The following is an 18,482-nucleotide window of genomic DNA, read 5'->3' as shown; positions in this document are numbered from 1 at the left end:
ACATGAACGATTCAGAGGCACTTCAGGCAGCGACTGTCCGCATACGAAACATCGGCGGTATCGACGAGCGGACCGTCAGACTCGACCCCGGCGTCACCGTTCTCACCGGCCGCAACGCGACGAACCGAACGTCCTTCCTTCGCGCGCTCATGGGAGCGTGCGGGAGCGACGCGGTCAGTCTCAAGGGCGACGCCGACGAGGGGACGGTCGAACTCGAACTCGACGGCCGGACGTACACCCGCATCCTCTCGCGCGAGAACGGTACGGTCTCGACCGACGGGACGCCGTACCTGCGAGACACGACGACGGCGGACCGCTTTGCGTTCCTCCTCGGCTCGAACGAGGCGCGTCGGGCGGTCGTCGCCGAGCGCGACCTCCACGACGTCATCATGGCCCCGGTCGACACCGAGGCCATCGAGGCCGAAATCGAGCGTCTCCGGTCGCGGCGCTCGCAGGTCGAAACGCGACTCGACTCGCTCGACTCGCTCGAAGCCGACCGGCGGTCGCTCGAATCGAAACGCGACGACCTCGAAGCCGAAATCGAGGAGTTCGAAGCCGAGCGCGACGACCTCGAAGCCGAAATCGAGGCCGAAGACCGGACGGTCGAGACCCAGCGCGAGAATCAGGCGGCGTTGGACGAGGTGCTGTCCGATCTCCAGTCGGCGCGGTCGGACCTCGAAACCGTCCGCTTCCGCCTGCAAAGCGAGCGCGAGAGCGTCGAATCGCTCCGCGAGGAGCGCGGCGAGCTACAGACGGAGCTCGATTCGTTCGACGCCGAGGCGGTCGACCCCGGCGAGGCGAGCGACCGCATCGAGTCGATTCGGTCGCGCATCGAGTCGCTCAACTCGACGATTTCGGAGCTCCAGACCGTCGTCCAGTACACGGAGGACGTGCTCGACGGGAAGGCCGACCTCGTCGAGGACTCGCTCGGCCGGGTCGGCGGCGACGGCTCGGTGACCGACCGGCTCGTCTCGTCGGAGACCACCACCTGCTGGACCTGCGGCACCGAGGTCGACCGCGACCAGATTCGGGGGACGACCGACCGCCTCCGCGAGGTCAGAGACGAAAAACGCGAGGAGCGCGCCGAACTCCGCCGCGAACTCGACGAACTCGAACGGTCGATGCGGGCCGCCGAACGGGCCGAGCGCGACCGCCGGAACCTCCGCGACAAGCTCCGGCGACTCGAAGACGAACTCGACCGCCGGACCGGGCAGATCGAGTCGCTGACCGAGCGGCGCGAGGAGCTCGCCGAGCGGGTCGAAGCGCTCGAAGCCGACGCGTCGGACCTCCGCGGACAGGCCGAGGGGAACCTCATCGAACTCCACAAGGAGCTCAACGAGGTCGAGTTCGCGCTCGACCGGAAGCGCGACGAACTCGCGTCCGTTCACGACGACCTCGACGCGCTCGACGCCCGGTTCGACGAGCGCGAGGAACTCGAAACCGAACGCGCGCAGGTGGACGAGGAACTCGAAACCGCGCGGACCCGAATCCGCTCGCTCACGACCGCGGCGGTCGAGTCGTTCAACGAGGAGATGGAGACGGTGCTCGGTCTCCTCGGCTACGACAACATCGAGCGCGTCTGGCTGGAGCGGGTCGAACGCCGGGTCCGCGAGGGCCGTCGCAAGGTCGACAAGACCCAGTTCGAACTCCACATCGTCCGCGCGTCGGACTCCGGCGCGGTGTACGAGGACTCCATCGACCACCTCAGCGAGAGCGAGCGCGAGGTCGTCGGCCTCGTGTTCGCCCTCGCGGGCTACCTCGTCCACGAGGTGTACGAGACCGTCCCGTTCATGCTCCTCGACTCGGTCGAGGCCATCGACGCCGAGCGCATCGCCGCGCTGGTCGACCACTTCGAGCAGTACTCGACGTTCCTCGTCGCGGCGCTCCTCCCGGAGGACGCCCAGGCCCTCGACGCGTCGTACCGTCGCGTCACGTGGGGCACCGACGTGACGCCGACCGCCTGACCCCACCGGACCGTGACCGCGGGCAGTCCGCGCCGCGTTCCGCGTCTCCGCTTCGTTTTGCTCCCGTCCGACTGCGTCTCGCTCGGTTCCCGTCGAACCCCATCCTGCGACAGGAGCGGCGTGACACAGACAGCGGGCGCGATAGACTCGCGGCGACGTGTCCCGTGACCGTTTCGACCGCTCCCTCGGCTCGACCGCCTCGGTGATTCGCCCCGCTCGAACCGTTCAGTACCGTCTCCCGAATTTTAGTATTGTGCTATTTTATCACCATCGCGGGCACATACCGATAGTACGCAAGAAATATAACAGATAGAGGAGACATATCGAACAGACGATACTGGGGGGACGAAGCTATCATCAAATCTGACACGCAGCTCCGAGACGAGTTCGAACCGACACGGGTTTGGTACGACTGCGAGCGTACCGAGCCCGTCTCTGAGGCGGTCGTCGCGGCCGTGAACGAACACACCCGCCGCGACGCGGAGTTACCGCCGCTCACAGAGCACGTAGACACCGACGCCCTCGACGCCCTGTTCGGCTGCGACACGCCCGGTGCGCCGCGCGTATCGGGCGCGTCGCTCGAATTCGACTACGCCGACCTCGTCGTCACCGTCGAGTCCGTCGGCCGCATCGAAGTCCGCGACGCGGGACGGTAATCGGGCGGCCCGCTCGGCACCAACTCGGGACGGGCCGACCGTCGCCGAACGGACCGACCATCTCGCCTCGATTCACCCCGAATCGGTATCAAAGCCGTTTGAGAAGTGCGTTTTTCCGAAACGTTTCTCGGCCCGAACGACTTAGTTGGTTGAGAACGTCCCGACACCATAATTGTGATTTATATGCATTTCTGTCTCCGGTGACGATGCTTGGATTTCCTCGCGCCTCCGCGACGTACCTTTTTGTCTCGGGGACGCCGAAAAGGGGTATGGAACTCGAATTGCGCTTCTTTGCGACGTTTCGGGAGGTGGTCGGCCAGAAGTCCATCTCGTGGCGGGTCGACGACGACGCGACGGTCGGCGACGTCCTCCGGTCGCTGGAAGCGGAGTACGACGGCCTCGCCGGGCGACTCATCGAAGACGGCGAGGTCAAACCGCACGTGAACGTGCTGAAAAACGGGCGCGAGGTGGTTCACCTCGACGGGATGGCCACGACGCTCGACGACGGGGACGCCGTGAGCGTCTTCCCGCCGGTCGCGGGGGGCTGACGTGGCGCGCCGACAGCGGGCGTTTCGCGGCATCTCCACCCGACTCGCGATTCAGTACCTCGAAGGACTCGGGGGCGAAGCCGACGGCGACGGCCGCGTGGTCGGTCCCGACTGGGCCGTCGATATCGAGACCGAGGAGGTCACGATAACGAGCAGTATCCAACTCACCGAGGTACAGCTCTCGTTCGAGGGCGACGAGGAGACGCTCGACGACCTCGTCGAGCGGTTCGCGCAGAAAGCGATGCGCGCGGGGGGATGACCGTGGGAGCAGACGGTGAGCGGCAACCGGGGCGCGAACGACTCAGCGAACGCCTCGCGCCGGACGGCGACGACGGCGCGCCCCGCGGCGGTGCCCTCGACGGCACGGCCATCATGCTCGCGGCCGCGAAGGCGAGCGTCCCAGCCAGCAATCTCCCGCTGTTGCTCGACCGGGCGCAGGCGTATCTCGACGGGCGTGCCGGCGAGTACGCACAGGAGTTCGAATGCGTCCACGAGGACGACGAGACGGCGGTGTACCTCGTCCCGCTCGGCCACTGGGACACGAAGGGACTCGACCTCGACTTCTCGCACCGCGAGGTCGACGCCGTCCGCCGGGCACACGCCGAGCACCTCCGGCGCGTCGGCGCGGACGCCGACCGCCGCGACGAGTTCGAGACGGCGCTCGAAATCCGCGAGGTCGCCGTCGTCAGTCGGTAGGCGGAAAAGCCGGCAATCCGCCCGACGATAGACGCCTATTTCGGGGACGACGACCTGCTACCGACAGATGCCAACCGTTTCTTCCGACCTCCTCGACGGCGTTCGGGCCGCGGGGCCGCTCCAACTCGGCATCGCGCCGTTCGGCCTCGTCGCCGGCGTCGCGGCCGTCGAACAGGGGTTGTCGGTCGCGCACGCCCTCGGCTTCTCCAGCCTCGTCTTCGCGGGCGCGTCGCAACTCGCCATGATAGAACTCCTCGGCGCGGACGCGCCGCTGGCCATCGTCGTCGGAACGGCGGTCGTCATCAACCTCCGGACGATGATGTACTCGGCCTCCATCGCGCCGTACTTCCGCGACCTGACCGCCCGGTCGAAGGCGCTCGCGTCGTACCTCCTGACCGACCAGGCGTACGCGGTGTCCATCGCCCGCTACGGCCGCGACGGCGAGACCGACCGCTTCGCGTACTATTTCGGCGCGGGCGCGTCGCTGTGGCTCGTCTGGCAGGTGACGACCGTCGCCGGCGCGCTCCTCGGCTCCGGACTCCCGCCGGAGTGGGGGTTCGACTTCGCCGCACCGCTGGTCTTTCTCGCCCTGCTCGTCCCCACGCTGAAGGACCGCGCGTCCGGCGCGTCGTGTCTGGTCGGCGGCCTCGTCGCCACCGGCGTCGTCGTCGCGGGCGTCCCGTTCCACCTCGACATCATCGTCGCGGCCGTCGTCGGCGTCCTCGCCGGCCTCGCGGTCGAATCGCGCGGAGGCGACGCCTGAATGCCGACCGGCTACGACTCGGCGACCGTCTGGCTCGTCATCGCCCTCGCGGGCGTCCTCACGTTCGCCATCCGCGGCTCGTTCATCTACCTGTTCGGCCGCATCGACGACGTGCCGCCGACGGTCGAATCGGCGCTGGAGTACGTCCCCGCGGCGGTGTTCGCGGCGCTCGTCTTCCCCGCGCTCCTCGCCCCGTCCGGCGACCTCGCGGTCTCCGTCGGCAACGAGAAACTCCTCGCCGGCGCGTTGGCCGCGCTCGCCGCGTGGTACACCGAACGCGTGCTCGCCACCATCCTCGTCGGCATGGGCGCGCTCTGGATTCTCCGGTTCGTCGTCTGAGCGCCGTCGCCCCCCGCTCGTCTTGACCCGTCGCCCCCCAAGATACTCGTCTCGCGGGCGACCACGACCACACGTATGCCCTCCCCGTCCCCGCGCCGCTACTCGCTCCCCAGCGACGAGGGTCGCGCCCTTCTCCCGACCGGGTTCGCCGCCGGCGTCGCCGCGTTCGTCGTCGGCACGCTCGCGGTCGCCGGCTGGGTCGCCCTCGCCACCGACGGCTCGTTTTCCACGCTCGACGCCGCGACCGAGATGACCGCCGGAAAACCCGTCCCGTCCGTGTTCGTCCCCGTCTGGACGTTCGGCGGCGCGATGGGCCTGCCCGTTCGACTCGTCGAGACGACCGGCTCCGGTCGCGCGGTCGTCCTCCGAAACCTCGTCGATGGACTCGACGGCCCCGCCGACCCGTGGTACTGGCTGGGCGCGCTCCCGCCCGCCTGCCTCTTTCTCGCCGGCGTCGTCACGGCGCGCCTTACGGCGTGGTCCCGACGCCCCGCCGAGGGGTTCGCCACCGGGTCGTCTGTCGCCTTCGGCTTCGCCGCCGCAGTCGCCGTCGCCGCGCTCGTCGCCCGCGTCGGCCTCGGCGACGCGCCACCGAACGCGGAGGGGTTCGTCCGCGTCGGTTCGACCGGCTTTCACCCGACCGACCTCGACGGCGACTCGGTCGGCCTCCCGCTTTGGGGGGCGTTCTCCGGGCTGGTGTACGGCGTCGTCTTCGGCGGACTCGGTGGGGCGGCGGCCTCGCTTCGCCAGTTCTGGTAGCCGGCGTCGACCCCAGAAGACATTCACCGCTTTGCTCACTCAGGGCCTCTATGTCCCGGCGACTCGTCGTCTCGGCCTTCGCGCTCCTCGTCGCCCTCTCGCTCGTCGGCGCGCCGGTGACGATGGCCGACTGGTCGGAGCAGGTGTCGTTCTCCGCGTCGGAAATCGACGCGTCGCAGGTCCGAGACGAGACGCCCGTGCTCCGATACGACGAACTCGACGCCGACGCACAGGACGCGGTTCGGCAGGCCGTCGAGTCGCCCGACGGCTCCCACGTCGTCTACGGCGACGAGGACTGGCCGGACCGCTTTTTCTACAGTGACTACACGGCGCCCGGACAGGGGCTGTACGCCGTCGTCTACGAGGGCGACTACTACCGGCTCTACACCTTCGCCGCCGGCGGCTTCCCGGTGATTTACTGGCTGTACGAACTCCCGTTCGTCGCCTACGGCCTCGCGCTCGGACGCGTCGGGACGCGGGCGTACCGCGAGGAGGGTTCGGTTCGGCTCGCCACCGGCGCGGCGGTCGTCGGTGCCGCGTTCCATCTCGTTGGGCCGGTCTTCGACTTCCCGGTCGGCTCGCCGACGACGTTCGTCGGTCTCGGCGTCGTCGCCGCCGCGGCGCTCGTCGGGGGAGTCGTCGCTACTGCGGTTCGCAATCGGTCGAAAAAGGCGTGATTCGGGCGGTCAGCTCAGTCGTCGGCGGGCGCGGGCGAGTCGCCGCGGGAGACGCCCGTGCCGGGGCCGATGTCGATTTCGAGCTCGGCGAGACGCTCGTCGGGGACGACGCCGTCGACCCACTGGCGGCGAGCGTAGTACTCCTCTTTCATCTCGTCGAGTTCGCACAGCTGGCCCTCGGACGCGCCCTGTCCGGGCATCGCCTCGTCGCCCTCGACGAAGCGTCCCGGCAGCGAGTCGTCGGCGCCGTCGAAGCCGGCGAGGTTGTTGTAGTACCGCTCTAACGTGTAGATGCGGTCGCCGGTTTCGAGCAGTTCCTCCTCGGTCACGTCGCGGCCGGTCATGCCGTTGTACTGCAGGACGTACTCCTCGATGCCCTCCGCGAACGCGTTGAACTTGCAGATGTCGAACGAGTCCGAGATGGCGTGCATGTCCTGGAACAGCGCCACGAGTTCGCCCTTCCCGCGCCACTCGTGGGGGTCGTGTTTCTCCGGGATGCCGAGAATCTCGGCGGACGGCGTGTAGCCGCGGAGGTGACACGCGCCGCGGTTGGAGGTGGCGTAGCCGATGCCCATGCCCTTCATGCAGCGCGGGTCGTACGCCGCGATGGTCTGGCCCTTGACGGCCAGCGAGTTGTCGTGGGCGTCGAAGCGCTCGGCGAGGCCGTTTGCGCCCTCCGCGAGGGCGTCGGCGAGGTCGCCGTCGCGGTTGGCGACCTCGGTGATGAGGTCGATCATGCGCTCGGTGTCGCCCCAGTCGAGCTGTTCGCTCAGGTCGTCGAGCTTGCCCTGTTCGGACATCTCCATGGCCATCGCCATTATGTTCCCCATCTCGATGGTGTCGACGCCCATGTCGTTACAGCGGTCGATCATGACGGCGATTTCGTCGCGCTCGGTGTGTCCGGAGTTCGGGCCCAGCGCGTAGGCGGACTCGTACTCGTAGGACTCGCCGCGGACGTTCAGCTCCTCGCCTTTGTGCATCACCGACACCTCGACTTCCTTCTTACAGGCGACGGGACAGGAGTGACACGTCGGCTCGTCGACGAGGATGTTCTCGCGGACGTTCTCGCCGGAGACGCGCTCGGAGTCGATGTCCGCGCCCTCGGCGTCTCGCATCGCCGCGGTCGAGGTGTACTTCCCGTTTTTCGTCGGGAGGCCGTCGAGTTCCTCGCCCGCGTTCATCAGCACGTTCGTCCCGTACAGCGACAGGCCGCCCTCGTTGGGCGCGGTGACCTCGGACTCGCGGATGAGCTGCATCGCCTGCTGGTAGCCCTGCTTGAACGTGTCGGCGTCGGCGGGCTTCGGCATCCGCGTGCCGGACTTCACGACGACCGCCTTGAGGTTCTTCGAGCCCATGACCGCACCCGTGCCGCCGCGGCCGGACGCGCGGTCGTCCTCGTTGATGATACAGCCGTATCTGACCTCGTTTTCGCCGCCGGGGCCGATGGCCATTATCGAGAGGTTCTTGCCGAGGCTGCCGTCGACCTCGCCTTCGAGCGTCTCGATGGTCTCGTGGACGCCCTTGCCCCAGACGTGTTCGGCGTCGTGAAGCGTCAGTTCGCCGTCTTCGATGACCGCGTAGACCGGGTGGTCGGCCTTGCCTTCGAACAGCAGGCCGTCGAAGCCGGACCACTTGAGGCGCGCGCCGCTCCAGCCGCCGTGGTGCGAGTCGGTGACAGTCCCCGTGAGCGGGGATTTCGTCACGACCGCGATTCGGCCGCTCATCACGGTCTGCGTGCCGGTGAGCGGGCCGGTCATGAACGCGAGGAGGTTGTCCGGTCCCAGCGGGTCCACGTCCGGTCCCTGGTCGAAGACGTACTTCACGCCGAGGCCGCGGGCCCCGATGTACTTCTTTGCGTCCTCGTCGTCGATTCCCTCGTACGCGATGTCGCCTGACGACAGGTCCACCCGAGCGACCCTGTCGTGATAACCACCGAGTTCAGTCATTGTAATCCTCGTTAGTTATATACGGTCGCTGTCGGGTTAGTGATTCCCACCTCAGTGTAACCGCTAGTGGTTACGCCGGCGCGAACCGACGCCGGACCGTCACGGGATTGCGGCAATCCGTGCGACTCATCCCGGTTGCGGGCCGGCAGCCCGCAGCGCGAGGGTTCCGGTGGCGTCGACGACGACGCTCGCGGGGCCGCGCGGCGGACAGGACCACCACGTTCCCGAGGCCGCCGCGCCGGTTTCGAGGCTCGCCGAGACGGCGTGGCCCCCGGAGGTCGTCACGGGGACGAGTTCGCGGACCTCGCCGGGGTCGAGCGCGAGCGTGCGGTCGAACGGCTCGCCGCCGTCCGCGGGGTCGACCCGGAGCGCGAGCCGGTGGGGTTCGCCGTCGCGGTTGGCGACCGTGAGCGTCGTGTTCGCCGGTCCGCACCCGGCCGTCCCGTTCGACACGTCGACGTACTTCGTCGGCTGGTCGGGCACCGGCCACGCCGCCTCGACGCGCCGGTCGTCGGTCTCGACGACCACGCGGTAGCTCCCGCTTCGGTACGTCACCGGCACCGACAGCCGCGCTCCCGTGGGGACGCGGTACGCGCGGTCGACCAGCGCCGTGTCACCGAGGTCGATGCGGAGGCGCGCGGTCGTCTCTGGGCCGGGGTTTTCGACGACGACGCCCGCGGGCGCGTACCACCGTGCTGAGCCATCGCCGACGAGCGGGAGGTCGATTCTCGGCCCGCCGTCGGGGGGCGACGCCGCGAGCGAACACTCCCCCCGCGCGTCGCACGAGACGGTCCGCCAAAACGCCGCGGCGTCCCGTCCGAGGACGACCACCAGCCCCTCGAACGCCGGGTCGACGATCCACGTCGAGCGCGCCCGCAGGCCGGAGTCCGTCTCGACGAGCACCGCCGTCTCTCCGGTCGGGACCGCGACCGACAGCGCGGCGCGCTCGCCGGGCAGCAGGTCGCGGTTCTCGAAGAACACGTCGCGGTCGCCGCGGACGCCGACGACGGTCGTGAACACGGGGTCCGGCGTCGGGTTCCAGAGCGTCAGCGACCGCTCTACGCGCGCTTCGGTCGTCGGCGTCGCGGTCGGCGCGTCGGTCCCCTCCTCTGGCGTCGGCGTCTCCGTCTCTCCGTCCGGCGTCCCGCACCCGGCGAGTCCGGCGACGCCGCCCGCGAGAAGCGAGAGGAGCGTGCGGCGCTCCATACCTCGTCTACGGTCGCGACGCATATGAACGCCTGTCGCCGCGGCCGCCGAACCCGTCGCGGCTCCGGCCTCCAAAACAGCTATCTCGTCGGCGGTCAGTCGTTCTCACGACTAGATGGGTCTCGACAGCTACCTCGACGCGATTGACGCCGCGAGCCGGTCGCTTTCCGTGGTCAATCGCTCGGCTCCCGACCCAGTCCAGCGAATGCTCGAAACCACGTTCTCCGACCAGCCGGTCGACGTCGACGAGCTGTCCGACGACGCCCGCGGCGACGACGTGGTCGTGCTCTCCGAGCGGACGCCCGAGGGCCGCGAGGTGGTCGCGACCTCGCCGCTGGAGGAGGTGATGAACTCTATCCTCCTCGTGAACTCCGACCTCTACAAGACGGGACAGGCGAACCTCGCCGAGTTCGAACTCCCGTCGGTGCTCACCCGACTCGACGACGTGCCGTTCTCGCTCCGGGGCTACCCCGAATCTGACAAGGAGAAACTCCTTCTCGTGGCGATTTCGCGGTACATCGAGCGGCACGCGTGGCGCGCCGGGCGGGGGCGACTCCGGTCGTCGTTCCAGCGCCTCTCGCGCATCGAAGACGAGCGCGGAACGCGAGCGGTCTACCGGAAGGTCGCCGCGACAGACGTGCAGACGCACGTCTACGGGATTCCGGACTGGACGCCGCCGTCGAACTCCGAACTGCTGACGCACGGCGGTTACTCCGACGACTTCTACGACTCGTGGTTCGTCGTCTACACGCCGCCGGACGGCGACTCGGTCGAGTCGGACGAGTCGACCGCGGACGAGAGCGAGGCGACTGGTGCGACCGACGGGGGGCGACCGGGCGATGGGTGCGTCGACGGCGCGGCTCCGGGTCAGCCCGTCGCCCTCCTCGCGCTGGAGACCGAACCGAGGCGGTGGGAGGGCTACTGGACGTTCCGGCCGTCGCTCGTCGCCGACGTCGACCGCTACATCTCGCGGAACATGTGACGGCGGGACAGGCCGACGACCGCCGCCCGCCGACCCCAGACGAAGCCGCTTTACGCACCCGTCCGATACGGGTATCCAATGAGTAAGCCGAGCCCCGAGGTCTACGAACGGGGACGCGGGATGGACGCGCACAACAAGGTGATGCGCGACATCCGTTCGCGGAAGCAGAAGACCTACGACCCCCACGAGCCGACCCGGGTGTGGATTGACGAGGACAACACGCCCGACGGCGTCTACGACTCGCTGACGATTATCCTCAACACCGGCGGCTGTCGGTGGGCGCGCGCCGGCGGCTGTACGATGTGCGGCTACGTCGCCGAGTCCGTCGAGGGTGGCACCGTCGCCCACGAGGCGCTGATGGACCAGATTCAGGTCTGTCTCGACCACGAGGCCGAGGAGATGGACGACGGCGAGAAAGCCGGTCTCATCAAGATTTACACCTCCGGCTCGTTCCTCGACGAGCGCGAGGTGCCCGCCGAGACCCGCGACGCCATCGCCGAGACGTTCGCCGACCGCGACCGCGTGGTCGTCGAGTCGCTCCCGGACTTCGTCACGCGCGAGAAGCTCGCCGACTTCACCGACCGCGGCCTCGAAACCGACGTGGCGGTCGGCCTCGAAACCGCCACCGACCGCGTTCGCCACGACTGCGTGAACAAGTACTTCGACTTCGCGGACTTCGAGGACGCCTGCGAGGAGGCCGCCGCGGCCGGCGGCGGCGTCAAGGCGTACCTCCTGATGAAGCCGCCGTTCCTCTCGGAGCCCGAGGCGCTCGACGACATGAAGTCCTCCATCCGCCGGTGTGCGGCGGTCGACAACTGCCACACCGTCTCGATGAACCCGACGAACGTCCAGCGCTACACGATGGTCGACGAGCTGTTCTTCAACGGCGGTTATCGCCCGCCGTGGCTCTGGTCGGTCGCCGACGCGCTCCGCGAGACGGCCGACGTGGACGCCATCGTCGTCTCCGACCCCGTCGGCGGCGGACAGGAACGCGGCGCACACAACTGCGGCGACTGCGACGAACTCGTGTTCAAGGCGGTCAAGGACTTCAACCTCCGACAGGACCCGAGCGTCTTCGAGCAGGTGTCCTGCGACTGCGAGGCGACGTGGGAGTTCGTCCTCGACAACGAGACGAGCTACAACATGCCGCTCGTCAAGTGAGCGCCGCGCGCTGAGCCCCCGAATCGCATCTCTCCGCGCGGCCCGACGCCCGCCGCGAACGGGGCCGTCCCGTCCCGAACCGGTGACTGTTCGTCCAGTATCTCCCCGAGTTTCCTCCGATTCGGCCGCGTTAGGGTGTGACGTCTCAGAGTAACTGACCCCTAACCGTCGAATAGGATATTCGTATCAAAGAGGGTGTGAGTCGTTGTCATATTCGGTGGTTCGGACGTGTCCATCCGAACCGCCCGCCATCATGACGAAACACACGTACAAGACCGTCTACTACGCGGATGGGTGGTTCGAGATACGCGAAGAGGAGAACACCGAGGCGTGGATCGCCACGGACGCTCCCTGCGCTCTCGCCCCATAGCACGCGGTACGCGGGCCGGAAACCTCGACACTCCAACATCGCTCATCGTGTACGCCGCTTCGCTCGCCAACCGGCCCCGTGCCGCCCGCCACCGCGGCGGACGGTCTTTTTTATACACCTACCCCTCGAAGCCAGCCAGCACGCCCCGACCGTCGGTGTTGCCGAGTTGCGGGAGCGACGCCCGCTCGGGGTGCGGCATCAGCACCGCGACAGACTCGCTGTCGCCGAGGACGCCCGCGACGTTCCCGAGCGAGCCGTTGGGGTTCGCCTCGTCGGTGACGTTGCCGTCCTCGTCGCAGTAGCGGAACAGAATCCGGTCGTCGGCTTCGAGCGCCTCGTAGCGCTCGGCGTCGAGTTCGAAGCGACCCTCGCCGTGGGCGATGGGGAGTTCGATGACCTCGCCTTCCTCGTACGCCGCGGTCCAGCGCGTGTCGGCGTTCTCGACGCGGAGGTAGACGTGTTCGCACTGGAAGCGGGCGCTCGCGTTCGTCGTGAACGCGCCGGGGGTGAGCCCGGACTCACAGCCGATCTGCGCGCCGTTGCAGACGCCGAGGACGGGGACGCCGTCGTCGGCCGCCTCGCGGACCGACTCCATGATGGGCGAGCGGGCGGCCATCGCGCCGCCGCGCAGGTAGTCGCCGTACGAGAAGCCGCCGGGGAGCACGATTCCCGTCGTCGCCTCGGGCAGGGGGTCTTCGTGCCAGACGCGCTCGGCCTCGAAGCCGAGGTCCGACAGCGCGCGCACGGCGTCGCGGTCGCAGTTCGAGCCGCCGAACTGCACGACTGCGATCATCTCAGGCCTCGGCGACCGCGACCTCGTAGTCGTGGATGGTCGGGTTCGCCAGCAAGCGTTCTGCCATCTCGTCGGCGCGGGCCTCGGCCTCGTCGGCGTCGGCCGCGTCGAGGTCCACCTCGTAGCGTTCGGTGAAGCGTAGCGCGTCGAGCTCGAACCCGAGTCGTTCCAGCGCGCGCTTCGTCGTCTCCGCCTCCGGGTCGAGCACGCCGCGCTTGAGGCGCACCGTCACCGTCGCGGTGTAAGTGGTCATCAGGTGGCGATGCGCGGTCATGTGCAAAAACGGTTTTGGGTCGTGTTTGATATACACAGATGTGCGTATCGTCGCCGAACCGGTGACGACGCTCCCGGAAACCGCGTTAGCTCGCGGATTCCGCGCGGTCTGCCCGTGAACTCTGCACCCGACCCCGCGTCTCCAATTCGGATGATTTGACAGAATCCATATTAATTATTTTCCAGCAGTTTAAAATAACAATTACATACGTAATATATGATAATAATTTTACGGCACGGTGATACGGTGTTTCACGTATGGCAATCGAGTTCGCACAGAGTCCGCTCTTGACGTTCGTAATCGGGCTCGCGTTGGTCGTGTTGCTACTGGTCGTGTTAGACCTCCCCGCGTTCGTCGGGTTGGCGATAGCCGCGTTCGCGGTCGGACTCGTCAACGCGGCGTTCGTCCCCGACTTCGCGCTCGCCGACGCGGCGACGAGAACGGCGACGGCGTTCGGCAACGGGATGGCCGGCATCGGGATTCCCATCCTGATGGCCGCCATCATCGGGAAGTCGATGCTCGAAAGCGGCTCCGCCCAGCGCATCGTCCGCTCCTTCCAGTCGCTCGTCGGGAGAGAAAACAGCGACATCGCGCTGTGGGGGAGCAGTACCGTGCTCGCCATCCCCGTGTTCTTCGACAGCGTGTTCTACCTCATGGCTCCCCTCGCGCGGTCGATGCGGGCTCGGATGGGAGACAACTACGCGCTCTACCTCGTCGTCGTCGGGGCCGGCGCGGCGACGGCCCACGTGTTCGTCCCGCCGACGCCCGGCCCGCTCGCGGTCGCCAGCGAGGTCGGAGCCGACATCGGCACCACGATGCTCATCGGCGTCACCGTCGCCGTCCCGTCGGCCACCATGGGCGGTCTCGTCTACGGCCGCTGGATAAACCGTCACATCGACATTCCCCTCCGCGACGCGATGGGAACGACCACGGACGAACTGAAGGAGCGCGCCCAGCGCGACGTGTCGTCCCTGCCGAGCTTCCTCGAAGCCACCGCGCCCATCGTCATCGCCGTCGCGCTCGTCGGCTCGCTCACCGTCGTCAACGCCCTCGAAGGCGTGACGGTGGCCGAACCGCTCCGGCCGTTCGTCGCGTTCGTCGTCGACAACCGTCCGTTCGTCGCGTTCATCGGCGACAAGAACGTCGCGCTCACGGTCGCCGCGCTCGCCGCGGCCTACACGTACTACCGCTGGTCCGACCTCTCGCGGTCCGACTGGGAAGACGAACTCACCGAGGCGCTCAAAAGCGGCGGTAACATCGCGGCAATCACCGCCATGGGCGGCGCGTTCGGTGCGCTCCTCGCGGCCTCCGGAATCGGCTCGTACCTCGCCAACGGGCTCGAAGGCTTCGGCATCCCGCTTCTCGTGACCGCGTGGCTCATCGCCGCCATCGTCCGCATCGCGCAGGGCTCCGCGACCGCGGCGATGCTCACGGCCGCCGGCATCATGGCCCCGCTCACCGGCCAGCTTCCGGTCAACACCGCGTATCTGGTGATGGTCATCGGCGCGGGCGGCAACATCTGTTCGTGGTACAACGACTCGGGCTTCTGGCTCGTCAAGGAAATCGGCGGCCTCACGCAGGCTGAGACGCTGAAGACGTGGACCGCGCTGACGACGATTATCTCCGTGACCGGTCTCGTCGTCGTTCTCGTCGTCTCGTCGGTGCTGCCGCTGGCGTAGGCGGTCTTACCGTCACATCGGCTTTTCCTTTGTGCGGGTGATTCACGGTCGTTCCCGAGAGATTCGCTTGCGGAGAACGACAGCGGTTTACCGTTCGCCGACGCAGGACGGGTATGTTCAGCTTCGAACAGCTGGAGGTGACGGTATGACTCGCGAACTCACCGAAATCACGGTCATCGGAGGAGACAAGACCGGACTCATCGCGAACGTGACCACCCTGCTGTTCGAGCGCGGAATCAACGTCGAGGACTTAGACCAGGCGGTCCGCGAGGGAATCTTCCGGATGACCCTCCACGCCGACACCGCGGAGATGACCTGCTCGCGCGACGAACTCCGCGAGGCGCTGTCCGACCTCGGCGACGACCTCGGCGTCGACGTGCAGGTCCGGTTCCCCTCGGACCGCGAGACCCGCGAAATCGCCGTCCTCGTCACGAAGGAGTCCCACTGCCTCGAAGCGCTGTTCGAGGCGTGGGCCAACGACGACCTCGGCGCTGATATCTCGGTCGTCATCGGCAACCACGACACGCTCGAACCGCTGGCGAGCCACTACGACGTTCCCTTCCACGACATCGGCGACCAGAAGGGCACCGCCAACGAACAGCGCCTGCTCGACCTCCTCGAACAGTACGACGTGGACCTCATCGTCCTCGCGCGCTATATGCGCATCCTCGGCCCGAACGTCGTCTTCCGCTACGAGGACCGCATCATCAACATCCACCCGTCGCTGCTCCCGGCGTTCCCCGGCGCGGCCGCCTACCGGCAGGCGAAAGAGGAGGGCGTCCGCATCGCCGGCGTCACCGCCCACTACGTGACGACCGACCTCGACCAGGGGCCCATCATCGCCCAGCGCGCCTTCGACGTGCCGGACGACGCCACCATCGACGAGATAAAAGAGCGCGGTCAGCCGCTGGAGGCCGACGCGCTCCTCGAAGCCGTGAAGCTCCACCTCAACAACGACGTCTCGGTCCACCGCGGGCGCACCAGCCTCCGCGAGAGCGCCGACCCCGAGCGCTACCAGCTCGGCCTCACCCGCGAAGCGCAGGCGTCGAATCCCGACCGCCCGGTCGATGGCATCATCGACGCCCTCGGCGAGCGCGAGGCGCTCGCGCCCGACCCGTCCGAGGACTGAGGCGACGCTGAGTGGGGCGACCCCCATCAGACCTATTTTGCCGCCGCCACGACTCGGAGCCGTGCCCGTCTCCCTCCGCCATCGCGTCGCGCTCGGCTGTTACGCGCTGTGGCTCGTGGCGACAGTCCTCCTCATCGCGCACCAACTCGGTTTCATCCCGCTCCTTCCCGGCGTCGAACCGGGCGTCGTGACCGGCGCGACGGTGTTTTTCGCGCTCGGCGTCGTCCAACTCCTCCGCCGAGGTTGGCGGTCCCTCGTCGGTGACGACGCGTCGTGAGAATGGAACAGACGAAAAACGGCGTGCTCGCTCGGCGGTCGACTACAGGTCCCGGACGCGAGCCACGGCGTCCTCGATGGCCGGCGCGTCGAACCAGTCGTGGTCGACGTAGGCGTTGGTGCCGGCGCAGTAGAGGTCCGACAGCGCCTCGACGATGTCGGCGGGCAGGTGGTCGGGTTCGACCGCGCAGTTCTCGCGCCAGTTCGGCTCGCCCGTCTCGATGGCCTCGGCCTTCGCGTCCTTCACGGCCGCGACCCACTCGGGCTGGACGCGCTTGTAGTACTGCCGGACGACCTCCTTCGAGACCTGCTGGCCGCCGTAGGAAAACCGGTTTTCGTCGAACGTGCCGACCACGTCGCCGACCTTGACGGTGCCGTCGTGGTAGAGACACTCGATTTTGCCGTCCTCGTGGTCGAATCCGGCTTTGTCGGCGCGCTCGGTCAGCACGTGGTTCACGGCGAGCGCCAGCTCTTCGAGGCGGTCGAGGTCGACCTTCCCGGCGATGTCGTCGGCCTCCTCGCGGGAGAGATACCGGTCCTGTTCTTCGTACTTCGTGGAGAACTCCACGACCGGCTCGGGGAGGGAGACGGCCTCGTCGGGCCACTCGTCGGCGTCGAGGCCGTACTCCGAGGGCTCGCCGCGCCGCCGGAGGCTCGACCCCACGGGGACGGTGTTGCGGAAGACGATTTCCAGCGGGATGAGGTAGTTGTCGCCGGCGGCCTCGTGGTAGGCGTCGTAGTCGTACGCGCCGTCCTCGTGGGGGAGGTCGGGCACCTGCGTGAGTTCGATGGCCATCTCCGTCGGCGGCGACTCGCACTCGCCGAGTTCCTTGACCTCGCCGTCTTCGACGACGCCGAGGTAGTGGGTCGGGACGTGGTTCACGTCGAGCAGTTCGAAGTTGTACGCGCCCATGAGACAGAGGCTCGCGCCCTTGTTCGGGACGTGGTCGGGCATCTCGCCCCAGTCGAACACCGAGTAGCGGTCCGAGAAGACGAAGCGGCCCCGCCCGAGGTCGGTCGCCGTCGGCTCCTCCTCGACGCGGAAGTCCTTCACGCTGGTCATGGTCGTCCTCTGGACTCATCCCACTAAGAAGCTTCCACTTCCGTGCGTATCTCGACCGATGACGAGAGGAATGTATGCACAAACGCGCGCACCGAGCGAATCGTATCGCTTTTTCGCGGCTGGCCCGTCCGTCGGGCTATGGACGCTGCCCTCGAATCAGACGCCGCGTGGGTCGCCCGCCGACTCCGCGAGGCCGACACGGCCGTCGCCTTCACCGGCGCGGGGATGAGCACGGCCTCGGGCATCCCCGACTTCCGCGGCGACGACGGCATCTGGGAGACCGAGTTCGACCCGGCGTCGTTCCACCGCGACCGCTTCGTCGACGACCCCGCGGGGTTCTGGCGCGACCGCGTCCGCTTACAGGAGCGCATGTTCCCCGACGGCGTCGAGCCGAACCCCGGCCACGAGGCGATTTCGGCCCTCGAATCGCGGGGCGTCCTCGACGCGGTCGTGACGCAGAACACCGACGGTCTCCACCGCGAGGCCGGTTCGGACCGCGTCGTCGAACTCCACGGCAACGCCGCCGAGGTCGTCTGCGAGGACTGCGGCGCGCGAACCGACGCCGAACCCGCGTTCGAGACGGTCCGCGCCGGCGACGCGCCGCCGCGGTGCGAGGACTGCGGCGGCCTGCTCAAGCCCGGCGTCGTCCTGTTCGGCGAACACCTCCCGCGGGTCGCCTACAGCGAGGCGAACCGCCTCGCCGGCGACGCCGACGTGTTCCTGTCGCTCGGGTCGTCGCTGACGGTCCACCCGGCGGCGGGTCTCGCCGGCCGCGCCGCCGAGGCCGGCTCGCTCGTCGTCGTCAACTTCGACGCGACGCAGTACGACGACCGCGCCGACCGCGTCGTCCGCGGGGACCTCGCGGCGTTCCTCCCCGAGGTCGAAAAACGAATCTGACCGCGACCGCGTGACTTCGTGACCGCGCGACCGCCCCGTCAGGAGTAGAACGGTTCGTCGTCGCGGTGGTTGTCGACGTTCTCCGTCTCGGCCGCCTCCTCCTCGCGCATCTCGTCTTCGGCGTCCGGTTCCTCCCCCTCGTCCGGACGCTCGGCGTCGACTTCCTCGGACTCCTCGGGCGACGACGCGCCGGCGTCGCCGCCGCCGTCGACCGTGACGCCGTGGCCGTCGTCGTCTTCGACGCTCGGTTCGCGGTCCGTCACGTCCGCTTCGGTGTCGTCGGACATCGGGCCACTAGCTCACG

21 protein-coding genes are annotated in these 18,482 nt (G+C 68.1%); 15 read left to right on the top strand and 6 right to left on the bottom strand.

All coding sequences use genetic code 11. The annotated features are described in order from the left end of the window. Positions 1-2 precede the first annotated feature (2 nt). The 9 genes from BN996_RS00220 to BN996_RS00180 all read left to right on the top strand — a co-directional run bounded on the left by BN996_RS00220 (position 3) and on the right by BN996_RS00180 (position 6,402). A complete protein-coding gene (locus BN996_RS00220) occupies positions 3-1,964 on the top strand; it encodes an archaea-specific SMC-related protein (protein WP_089776673.1) in 1,962 nt (653 codons plus the stop codon). 302 nt (positions 1,965-2,266) lie between these two features. Beyond that, positions 2,267-2,620: a DdfA family disk-determining factor gene (locus tag BN996_RS00215; protein ID WP_320055247.1), complete on the top strand. Its 354-nt coding sequence runs from the start codon at positions 2,267-2,269 to the stop codon at positions 2,618-2,620. Positions 2,621-2,889: 269 nt separating this feature from the next. Then, positions 2,890-3,168 (top strand): ubiquitin-like modifier protein SAMP3, encoded by a 279-nt coding sequence (gene samp3, locus BN996_RS00210; protein ID WP_089776671.1) that lies wholly within the window; start codon positions 2,890-2,892, stop codon positions 3,166-3,168. A gap of 1 nt (position 3,169) precedes the next feature. Then, complete coding sequence (locus BN996_RS00205; protein ID WP_089776670.1) at positions 3,170-3,427, top strand: MoaD-like domain-containing protein; 258 nt, start codon at positions 3,170-3,172, stop codon at positions 3,425-3,427. Next, positions 3,424-3,864: a DUF8048 family protein gene (locus BN996_RS00200; RefSeq protein WP_089776669.1), complete on the top strand. Its 441-nt coding sequence runs from the start codon at positions 3,424-3,426 to the stop codon at positions 3,862-3,864. Before BN996_RS00205 ends, BN996_RS00200 begins: the two co-directional genes overlap by 4 nt. A gap of 67 nt (positions 3,865-3,931) precedes the next feature. Further along, entirely contained in the window at positions 3,932-4,627 is a 696-nt protein-coding gene (locus tag BN996_RS00195) for an AzlC family ABC transporter permease (protein ID WP_089776668.1), read from the top strand. Continuing rightward, on the top strand, positions 4,628-4,966 hold the full coding sequence (locus BN996_RS00190) for an AzlD domain-containing protein (RefSeq protein ID WP_089776667.1): 339 nt from the start codon (positions 4,628-4,630) through the stop codon (positions 4,964-4,966). Between the two features lie 75 nt (positions 4,967-5,041). Continuing rightward, on the top strand, positions 5,042-5,725 hold the full coding sequence (locus BN996_RS00185; protein WP_089776666.1) for a DUF7978 family protein: 684 nt from the start codon (positions 5,042-5,044) through the stop codon (positions 5,723-5,725). Between the two features lie 50 nt (positions 5,726-5,775). Beyond that, positions 5,776-6,402: a DUF7979 domain-containing protein gene (locus tag BN996_RS00180; protein WP_089776665.1), complete on the top strand. Its 627-nt coding sequence runs from the start codon at positions 5,776-5,778 to the stop codon at positions 6,400-6,402. A 14-nt stretch (positions 6,403-6,416) separates the two neighbouring features. Here BN996_RS00180 and BN996_RS00175 read toward each other — a convergent pair whose 3' ends face one another. After that, positions 6,417-8,348 carry an aldehyde ferredoxin oxidoreductase family protein gene (locus BN996_RS00175; protein ID WP_089776664.1) on the bottom strand — a complete coding sequence of 644 codons (1,932 nt, stop codon included), beginning with the start codon at positions 8,346-8,348 and terminating at the stop codon, positions 6,417-6,419. A 126-nt stretch (positions 8,349-8,474) separates the two neighbouring features. Continuing rightward, a complete protein-coding gene (locus BN996_RS00170) occupies positions 8,475-9,554 on the bottom strand; it encodes an Ig-like domain-containing protein (protein ID WP_089776663.1) in 1,080 nt (359 codons plus the stop codon). 115 nt (positions 9,555-9,669) lie between these two features. On the opposite strand from BN996_RS00170, the gene BN996_RS00165 reads away from it, so the two are divergent. Both BN996_RS00165 and BN996_RS00160 read left to right on the top strand, forming a co-directional pair. Continuing rightward, a complete protein-coding gene (locus BN996_RS00165; protein WP_089776662.1) occupies positions 9,670-10,536 on the top strand; it encodes a DICT sensory domain-containing protein in 867 nt (288 codons plus the stop codon). A gap of 78 nt (positions 10,537-10,614) precedes the next feature. Next, positions 10,615-11,697, top strand: coding sequence for an archaeosine biosynthesis radical SAM protein RaSEA (locus BN996_RS00160; RefSeq protein WP_089776661.1), 1,083 nt, complete (start codon positions 10,615-10,617; stop codon positions 11,695-11,697). A 488-nt stretch (positions 11,698-12,185) separates the two neighbouring features. On the opposite strand, the gene purQ is transcribed toward BN996_RS00160, so the two are convergent. Further along, a complete protein-coding gene (gene purQ / locus BN996_RS00155; RefSeq protein WP_089776660.1) occupies positions 12,186-12,860 on the bottom strand; it encodes a phosphoribosylformylglycinamidine synthase I in 675 nt (224 codons plus the stop codon). A 1-nt stretch (position 12,861) separates the two neighbouring features. After that, on the bottom strand, positions 12,862-13,113 hold the full coding sequence (purS, locus tag BN996_RS00150) for a phosphoribosylformylglycinamidine synthase subunit PurS (RefSeq protein ID WP_004969187.1): 252 nt from the start codon (positions 13,111-13,113) through the stop codon (positions 12,862-12,864). A 278-nt stretch (positions 13,114-13,391) separates the two neighbouring features. On the opposite strand from purS, the gene BN996_RS00145 reads away from it, so the two are divergent. The 3 genes from BN996_RS00145 (at position 13,392) to BN996_RS00135 (ending at position 16,219) form a co-directional block, all read left to right on the top strand. Further along, entirely contained in the window at positions 13,392-14,813 is a 1,422-nt protein-coding gene (locus tag BN996_RS00145) for a GntP family permease (protein WP_089776659.1), read from the top strand. A 145-nt stretch (positions 14,814-14,958) separates the two neighbouring features. Continuing rightward, positions 14,959-15,942, top strand: coding sequence for a formyltetrahydrofolate deformylase (locus tag BN996_RS00140; protein WP_089776658.1), 984 nt, complete (start codon positions 14,959-14,961; stop codon positions 15,940-15,942). Between the two features lie 61 nt (positions 15,943-16,003). Next, positions 16,004-16,219: a hypothetical protein gene (locus BN996_RS00135; protein ID WP_089776657.1), complete on the top strand. Its 216-nt coding sequence runs from the start codon at positions 16,004-16,006 to the stop codon at positions 16,217-16,219. 42 nt (positions 16,220-16,261) lie between these two features. On the opposite strand, the gene BN996_RS00130 is transcribed toward BN996_RS00135, so the two are convergent. Then, complete coding sequence (locus BN996_RS00130; RefSeq protein WP_089776656.1) at positions 16,262-17,281, bottom strand: phosphoribosylaminoimidazolesuccinocarboxamide synthase; 1,020 nt, start codon at positions 17,279-17,281, stop codon at positions 16,262-16,264. A 138-nt stretch (positions 17,282-17,419) separates the two neighbouring features. Here BN996_RS00130 and BN996_RS00125 point away from each other — a divergent pair, with 138 nt between their 5' ends. Next, positions 17,420-18,178: an SIR2 family NAD-dependent protein deacylase gene (locus BN996_RS00125; protein WP_089776655.1), complete on the top strand. Its 759-nt coding sequence runs from the start codon at positions 17,420-17,422 to the stop codon at positions 18,176-18,178. 38 nt (positions 18,179-18,216) lie between these two features. Here BN996_RS00125 and BN996_RS00120 read toward each other — a convergent pair whose 3' ends face one another. Next, on the bottom strand, positions 18,217-18,465 hold the full coding sequence (locus BN996_RS00120) for a hypothetical protein (protein ID WP_089776654.1): 249 nt from the start codon (positions 18,463-18,465) through the stop codon (positions 18,217-18,219). Positions 18,466-18,482: the final 17 nt, after the last annotated feature.

The sequence above is a fragment of the Haloferax massiliensis genome (genome assembly GCF_001368915.1).
GTDB classification, from domain to species: domain Archaea; phylum Halobacteriota; class Halobacteria; order Halobacteriales; family Haloferacaceae; genus Haloferax; species Haloferax massiliensis.
The sequence above is the reverse complement of the archived record's forward strand: the minus strand, read 5'-3'. Positions and strand labels throughout refer to the sequence as shown.

What these genes read in the sequence shown, in the direction of transcription:
- BN996_RS00130 (WP_089776656.1), bottom strand. Translation starts at nt 17,281, where the DNA reads ATGACCAGCGTGAAGGACTTCCGCGTCGAGGAGGAGCCGACGGCGACC.
- BN996_RS00145 (WP_089776659.1), top strand. Translation starts at nt 13,392, where the DNA reads ATGGCAATCGAGTTCGCACAGAGTCCGCTCTTGACGTTCGTAATCGGG.
- BN996_RS00175 (WP_089776664.1), bottom strand. Translation starts at nt 8,348, where the DNA reads ATGACTGAACTCGGTGGTTATCACGACAGGGTCGCTCGGGTGGACCTG.
- samp3 (WP_089776671.1), top strand. Translation starts at nt 2,890, where the DNA reads ATGGAACTCGAATTGCGCTTCTTTGCGACGTTTCGGGAGGTGGTCGGC.
- BN996_RS00180 (WP_089776665.1), top strand. Translation starts at nt 5,776, where the DNA reads ATGTCCCGGCGACTCGTCGTCTCGGCCTTCGCGCTCCTCGTCGCCCTC.
- BN996_RS00165 (WP_089776662.1), top strand. Translation starts at nt 9,670, where the DNA reads ATGGGTCTCGACAGCTACCTCGACGCGATTGACGCCGCGAGCCGGTCG.
- BN996_RS00160 (WP_089776661.1), top strand. Translation starts at nt 10,615, where the DNA reads ATGAGTAAGCCGAGCCCCGAGGTCTACGAACGGGGACGCGGGATGGAC.
- purS (WP_004969187.1), bottom strand. Translation starts at nt 13,113, where the DNA reads ATGACCACTTACACCGCGACGGTGACGGTGCGCCTCAAGCGCGGCGTG.
- BN996_RS00120 (WP_089776654.1), bottom strand. Translation starts at nt 18,465, where the DNA reads ATGTCCGACGACACCGAAGCGGACGTGACGGACCGCGAACCGAGCGTC.
- BN996_RS00195 (WP_089776668.1), top strand. Translation starts at nt 3,932, where the DNA reads ATGCCAACCGTTTCTTCCGACCTCCTCGACGGCGTTCGGGCCGCGGGG.
- purQ (WP_089776660.1), bottom strand. Translation starts at nt 12,860, where the DNA reads ATGATCGCAGTCGTGCAGTTCGGCGGCTCGAACTGCGACCGCGACGCC.
- BN996_RS00220 (WP_089776673.1), top strand. Translation starts at nt 3, where the DNA reads ATGAACGATTCAGAGGCACTTCAGGCAGCGACTGTCCGCATACGAAAC.
- BN996_RS00140 (WP_089776658.1), top strand. Translation starts at nt 14,959, where the DNA reads ATGACTCGCGAACTCACCGAAATCACGGTCATCGGAGGAGACAAGACC.
- BN996_RS00170 (WP_089776663.1), bottom strand. Translation starts at nt 9,554, where the DNA reads ATGGAGCGCCGCACGCTCCTCTCGCTTCTCGCGGGCGGCGTCGCCGGA.
- BN996_RS00185 (WP_089776666.1), top strand. Translation starts at nt 5,042, where the DNA reads ATGCCCTCCCCGTCCCCGCGCCGCTACTCGCTCCCCAGCGACGAGGGT.
- BN996_RS00125 (WP_089776655.1), top strand. Translation starts at nt 17,420, where the DNA reads ATGGACGCTGCCCTCGAATCAGACGCCGCGTGGGTCGCCCGCCGACTC.
- BN996_RS00190 (WP_089776667.1), top strand. Translation starts at nt 4,628, where the DNA reads ATGCCGACCGGCTACGACTCGGCGACCGTCTGGCTCGTCATCGCCCTC.
- BN996_RS00200 (WP_089776669.1), top strand. Translation starts at nt 3,424, where the DNA reads ATGACCGTGGGAGCAGACGGTGAGCGGCAACCGGGGCGCGAACGACTC.